Origin of the sequence: Campylobacter concisus (assembly GCF_902460715.1) — a bacterium.
Taxonomy (GTDB): domain Bacteria; phylum Campylobacterota; class Campylobacteria; order Campylobacterales; family Campylobacteraceae; genus Campylobacter_A; species Campylobacter_A concisus_AK.
In genome coordinates, this window is the sequence record NZ_CABPUX010000003.1 from 23,846 (window position 1) to 29,632 (window position 5,787).

General features: G+C 35.1%; 2 protein-coding genes. Both read left to right on the plus strand.

Annotation, left to right across the window (positions count from 1 at the left end; genetic code table 11):
• Positions 1 to 217: 217 nt before the first annotated feature.
• Positions 218 to 1,990, plus strand: coding sequence for a ShlB/FhaC/HecB family hemolysin secretion/activation protein (locus F3G91_RS10840; RefSeq protein ID WP_149701344.1), 1,773 nt, complete (start codon positions 218 to 220; stop codon positions 1,988 to 1,990).
• Positions 1,991 to 1,999: 9 nt separating this feature from the next.
• The coding region (locus tag F3G91_RS10845; protein WP_149701481.1) for a two-partner secretion domain-containing protein at positions 2,000 to 5,787 on the plus strand (3,788 nt) is incomplete at its 3' end.

Sequence of the window (5,787 nt, forward strand, 5' to 3'; positions counted from 1 at the left end):
TGTCAATATAAAATTAAATTTTACCTATAAAGGAGCAAATCAAAATAAATTTGTCTTTGCGATTTATATATCTAAAAAGTTTCATTTTTGAAATATTTTATATAAAAATTCTTTTTCTTCATTATATTTTAATATTAAATTAAGATTATATCCTTTATAATGTCACTAAATTATTTTAAAAAATATAACTTTATAGTTATTTCCAAGGAAGGTTAAGATGAGAACTCTCTTATCTTTAAGCATGGTGTGTGCTGCGCTTCTTGCTAATGAGACTAATCTAAAAAACGAGTTAAACAACGAAGAGATTAGGGCGAATATGGCAAGCTCTTTTAACGAAAGCTCCAACATAAATTTGCTTAACGAAAAAATAGCTTCAGAAGGTAAGCTAAATTTAAACGAAACCCCATGTTTTAAAATAGATAAAATTTCACTTCTTCGTGAGAACGAAGTAGCTAGCTTTAACGCTAGTAGTGGTGCTGACGAGGCTATAATTAGAAAAGCTTATCAAGATAACTTTTCTAAATTTAACTCTATTTTAGAAGCTAGCTTAAATAAGCTTGACTTTAAGCCAAGCAGCTGTCTTGGCAAAAACTCTATCAATCTAATCATAAACTCTTTTAACAACGAGATCATTAAAAGTGGCTATATCACTTCAAGTGCGAGCCTAGTTACAAAGAGTCTAAAAGATGCCAAGCTAGAGTTTGTCATAAATCTTGGTCTAATAGATAATATAAGCATCAATGAAAGTGACAGCCAAAGAAATAGAGCGAGCCTATTTAGCGCATTTGGTGAGTACTCTCATAAAAATAAAGTAGCAAATATAAGAGATATCGAGCAGGCTCTTGAGTCACTGCAAAACGTCTCGAAAAATGATGTTAGTATTAAATTCTTACCTTCAAATAGAGCTGGCTTTTCAAACATAGTGATCACTAGGGTTGATAGCTTCCCACTAAAGGCTGCCATTAGCCTTGACAACCTTGGTTCAAAACAAAGCGGCAAGTACCAAGGCATGGTAAATTTAAGCACACTAAATTTACTTGGATTTAACGAAATTTTTAGCTTCTCACGTGGCAAAGATATATTTAAAAAATATGAGGTTACAAATAAATTTAATGGCGCAAGTGATCACGGAGCTTCAAATAACTATTATTACGGCTTTAGTATCCCATTTGGCTACTTTATGCTTGAGTATGAAAAGAGTAAATATGACTACGCCCAGATCATAAATGCAGCCTACAATCTCTACACATATAAAGGTAGAAGCGAGAGTGATTCACTAAGCCTTGCTTATACATTTTATAGGGACTCAAATTTTAAAAATAGCGCCTATGTAAAGCTATTTAAGAGAAAAAATAAAAACTACCTAGAGGACTACGAGCTAGATAACCAAGCTAGGAGAAATGCTGGATATGAGGTAGGCGTAAAATCAAGCTGGAATTCTTACAACCAAGCTTTTAGCGCCAAGCTAGCTTACAAAAAGGGCACTGGTATATTTAGATCACAGCCTGATCCACTAGAAGATAGCGGGGAGGCTACATCTAGGTTTGCTCTAATAAATTTAAACCTAAACTACAAATATAAATTTGAACTTCCACTAAGCTACGATCTAAATATCAACGCAAGATATGGTCTAAATAAACTAAGCTTGCAAGATAAATTTAGTATCGGTGGATACTACAGTGTTAGGGGATTTGACGGAGAGAGCTCGCTTGTTGGAAACCACGGAGTAAGCGTAAGAAATACCCTCTCATATAACTACTATAAGAGCAACTCTGTCTATGCAGGGCTTGACGCTGGTATGGTAAGAGCAGCAAGTAGCGGCATAAAGGATAAAAACACCCTTGCAGGATACGCCATAGGTCTAAGAGGCAACATAAAAGCCTACAACAACCTAAGCTACGACATCTCTGTCTCAAAACCTCTTTATAAACCAAAGAGCTTTGAAACTAAATCAACAAATGTAAATTTCATCATAAGCTACGAATTTTAAGGATAAAATATGCTAAAGAACAATCAAATTTCAAATGCGCAAAGCAATCAAAAGCCTAGCCTTTTAGCCATAGGCTTAAATTTCTACGTAAGTCTCTCTTTGCTACTTGGCACCGCGCCAGCTCTGGCAAATGAGCCAAGTATCATAGCTGACCCAGGTGCGAACAATCGCCCTGATATACTAAAAGCTCCTAATGAGACGCTAATAATAAACATCACAAACCCTGATAGCAAGGGTGTATCTATAAATGAATATAGTAGGTTTAACACCCCAACTACTGGCACTATCCTTAATAACTCTAATAAAAACATAGATACAAAGATAGCTGGCCAGATAGATGCAAACTATAGGCTAACAAAAGAGGCAAGCCTTATTATCAACAAAGTAAATTCGGCTGAGAAATCATCTCTAAAAGGAAATTTAGAGGTAGCTGGAAGCAGGGCTGACGTAGTCATAGCAAACCCAAATGGCATAAGCGTAGATGGTCTAAATATGATCAACTCTCGCTCACTCACACTAACAACAGGTAGTATCAATAAACTAAGTCCTAAAGAGATAGAGCTAATATCTAATAACTCTATCGATATCGTAGGAGACGGCCTAAATGATAAGAGTAGCGACTATACAAACGTCATCTCAAATGCTGTAAATTTAAACTCAAATATCCACGCAAATGAGCTAAATATCATCGGTGAAAAGGCGGTTGCTTCAAGCAATGGCAAACTATATAACGACGTAAAAGCTAAAAACCAAGAAAATAGCTTTAGCCTAGATAGTAGCGCGCTTGGCGGTATGTATGCTAATAAAATCAAACTAGTTGGCACAAGTAACGGCGTAGGCGTAAATAATAACGGCCTAGTTATAGCAAATAACAATATAGAAATAAGCCTTGATGGCGATATAGTAAACACTGGTGCTATCGCTTCTAATAAAGATGCCAAGATAGAGGCAAAGACTATAACAAACAAAGATGAAGCGCTAATAGCAGCCAAAGAGAGCCTTAACATAAAAGCAGACACTTTGGTAAATACCTCAAGCCAAATTTATGCTAAAGATATAAATGTAGAAGCTAAAAAGCTAGTAAATAACTCAAGCTCGCAGGCTAGGGTGGATACAGTGCACAAACAAGGCACTATGCACCTAAAAAAAGAGGGTGTCAATAGATATAAGCTTGGTGTAAATTTAAAAGAACTAAAAGAGAAGATAAGCACCAAACTAGCTAAAAAACTAGGCAAAGATATAAGTGAGCTAGATGAAAACGAGGTAAATGAGTTAGTGTTAAAAGAGGCTGCAAATAAAGATGGCGCTCTATATGCTCTAAATTTACACAAAGACTCGCATTTAGTTGGCACCAGTCAAAAGATATTTCACAACCTAAGACTGGACTATGATACAAACGAAGTTCTAGTTGATACTAGTAGAGCAAAGAATAATGAACAAAAAAGAACTATCACATATAGCATAGTTAAAGATGTTCTAAACGAAGATGATAAAGCTAACTTCATCCCAGGCAGCATAATAGCTAACAATGATATAAATTTAAATGTAAATGATGTGTTAAACGATAAGAGTGTTATATATGCTGGAGGAGATCTAAAACTAAATAGCGATAATGTAGAAAACATAGCTCTAATGCTAAATAACAATGTAAATAGCTATAGTGTTTATAAGTGGAAAGAGAAAAAGAAATGGTATAGGAGAGGATTTAAAAGCAAATGGGAGACCAAAGGCGGAACAGGAAAAGTTTTTAACTTCTCATACACTGATGTTGGCCTGCCAGCAGTCTTTGCAGCGGGCAATAACATAGTAGGAAGCACACAAGACTTTTCAAGCTATGCACTAAATGATGATATAAAGCTAGCAAATGTTGACCTGGATAAATTCTCTGAGCCAATATTTAATAGCCCAATTATTAAAAACCTAAATAGAAGGGTTAAAAACCAAGGGTATTACTACAGCCTTGATAGTATAAACTCTGCTTATATAGCAAACATCCTTGATGGCTTATATGAAGCTAGAAATGAGAGTATAAGCAAATTTAAAAATGAAGCAAAAGATAAAAACGTAAAAGCCTCAGCTCTAGTAATGGCTAACAACATAGACATAGACGCCAAAGGCAACATAAGTCTAGCTGGTAGCGTAGTGGCTGACAGTCTAAATTTAAATGCGGATAAAAAGATAAAGCTAAAAGGCGCGGAGCTATCAACTAGCGGCGATGCTAACATTGCGGCTAATGATATAGAGATAGATAGTTCTGATCTAAGCTCTAAAAATTTAAACATAAATGCAAAGAGCAATATAAACTTAGATCAAAGCAAGTCTCACTTTAGCAAAGTCTCTAACTTAGAAGCTACAAATGATATAAATTTACAAGCTGGCAATGATATAAAAGTCTCTGGCTCAAATTTAGATGCGAGTGGAGATATAAATTTAAACTCAGGCAATGATATAGAGATAAAAGCAGATGAGTTTAGCTATACTCATCACGCAAGCTCTAAAGGTATGAAATTTGATGAGAGCGTAAAAAGAGTAAGTGCTGCAAATTTAAACGCTAACAGCGACATAAATTTAAATGCTAAAAACACTCTTTTAGTCTCATCATCACATCTAAACTCTCTAAAAGATATAAATTTAAAAGCTAGCGACATCATACTAGCAGCGCAGTCAAACACTAGCGAGGCAACAGCTATAAATAGCTCTAAATCGCTCCTTTCTAAAAAGCAAACCATAGATAGCGCCGTAAGCTCAGAGGTAGTAAGCACTAGCCTAAAATCAGGCAATAATATAAATTTAAACTCAGCTAACGATATCTATCTGGTATCGTCTAAGCTAAAATCAGACAAAGATATAAATTTAAACTCAAACAACAATATCCTCTTTGAAAACGGCCACAACGTAGAGGCTAGCTCTCATGTTTCTAAAAAGAGCAAAATATCTTTAAATCCAAATGCCTTTTATAAGAGTAGCTTTGACCTTGTGGCAAATGGCAGCAAAAAGGCAGTTTATAGCACTATAGACTCAGGAAGCGATATAAATTTAAATGCCAAAAGTGCTCTTAGCCTAAAAGGTGCAAACCTAAATTCTGGTAGTGACATAAATTTAAACGCAGAGCTTATAGCTATATCAAATACAAATGATGAAAGCTACCATAAAGAGGAGCATAAGAGTAGCAGGGTAGGTATCTTAAAGCCTAATGAAGTGCTAAAAGATATCGTTGTTGATCTAAAAAGAAAGCTAAACCCTCTAAAAGAAGCAAAAGATAAATTTAGCTCACTTAGCACACCTACATTTGTAATAGGAAAAACATCTACCAAATTTGAAAGCAATAGCCAAGAAGCCAAGAGCTCTAATATAAAAGCTGGCAAAAATATAAATATCAATGCCAATAAAGATATAAACATAGTTGCTTCAAATGTAGATGCTAAAGAGAACTTAAATTTAAAAGCCAATGAAGCGGTAGAAATTTCATCGGCAAATAGCATCTCTAATGCCAAATCAGAATCTGTAACAAGAAAGATCCTTGGCAAGCAAAGCGCCTCAGCAAGCTCAACAAATGAAGAGGTTGTTAGCTCAAATCTAAACGCCAAAAACATAAACATAGCTTCAAACCAAGATACTACACTTTTAGGCTCAAATATCAGCGCAGATGAGAGCTTAGATATAAAAGCTGATAATATAAATTTACTACCAGCATCATATAGCTTAGAGAGCTCATCTAAATTTAAAGACTCAGGCTTTGGCGATCTAATGAAGTCAAATGGCGAAGAGAGTAGCTCAAACTATAACCTTGCCATAAG